At 46.0% G+C, this 1247-nt stretch carries 1 pseudogene; it reads left to right on the forward strand.

What is annotated here, in order from left to right:
• The first annotated feature begins 135 nt into the window (after window positions 1-135).
• A pseudogene (locus L693_RS0125005) lies at window positions 136-1217 on the forward strand (IS4 family transposase).
• Window positions 1218-1247: the final 30 nt, after the last annotated feature.

Below are 1247 nucleotides of genomic sequence, written 5' to 3' on the forward strand. Positions count from 1 at the left end.
CACGCCTGTTGAATAACCACAAAATGGTAGAAAAAAGATCGTCTTTTCTGTAGAATCGTTGGTACCATCCAAACGAATCCGAAAGAAGACGATCTCATGAAAAATTCTATCACGATTACATCTATCCTTCAATCCATGCTGACTCCTGAAGAAGTTCAAAGGGTTGTGAAGTTAATAGGTTATGAAGACAAAGCCCGCAAGTTTACGGTGTACCATTTACTCCAATACTGGTGCATGGCTGCGTTGGAACAATGGGGTAGCTATCGATCCAGCGTAGATTATGCGGCTCTCTGTGGCTTGCCTGTCGTCCACTACTCACGCTTTTCAACCAAAGCCGCCGAAGTCCCGTTTTCCGTATTTAAGGAACTTTTCCATCTACTTGTTTGCAAATGTAACCGGGAAGCACGTCGGAAACTGACTTTCCCAAAAGAATTATTACTCATCGATTCAACCACGATGACGGTGGGAAAAACGCGTTTGCCTTGGGCTCCTTATCACGGGGAGCGTGCAGGTATTAAACTTCATGTCGCTTTACGAGCAGAAAATGGGCAACCCCTTCAGGTGGTCGAAACGCTGGGCTCCAAGCATGATGGCCCCATGAGTGAAGCGTTGGCTCAACCGGACTACATTTTGGTGATGGATCGTGCTTATGGGAAACTGGAGCGTCTGGATCACTTCAAAACCCATGGACAATCGTTTGTCATTCGGCTTCGCGACAACGTCCATTTGGAAAAGCCTCATGCGCTACGTCGCCTTACGAAGCCAGATTCATCCGTCATTCGGGATATCACTTGCCAGTTGGGAACCCCTCAGTGTCGTTCCACACAACGTCATCGTGTGGTGATTTTCGGGATTTTGAAGGTCGGGAAATTCGGGTGGTTACCGATTTAATGCAGGTGACCGCAGAACAAATCGCACAGATCTATAAGGCTCGATGGCAGATTGAAGTCTTCTTTCGTTGGATCAAGCAACATTTGAATATCCCAACGCTGTTTGGTACGACTGAAAATGCGGTCTATGGGCAATTATTCTGTGCTCTAATCGTCTATGTCCTGCTCAATTGGCTATTTGTTGCTGCTCAGACTTCATGGCCCCAACATGCCGTTCTTTCCTTTGCGCGATTTTCTCGTCTATTTCTTCTTCAAAACTTACCTGTTGAATGGCTGATTCAGATTCAGCGCGTTCTTCTTCAGTGCACCTCTTGTTTCATGAATTGAGTTACTTATTTTGGTTATTCAACAGGCGTG

This window comes from Paenibacillus sp. 1-18, assembly GCF_000520755.1.
GTDB classification, from domain to species: domain Bacteria; phylum Bacillota; class Bacilli; order Paenibacillales; family Paenibacillaceae; genus Paenibacillus; species Paenibacillus brasilensis.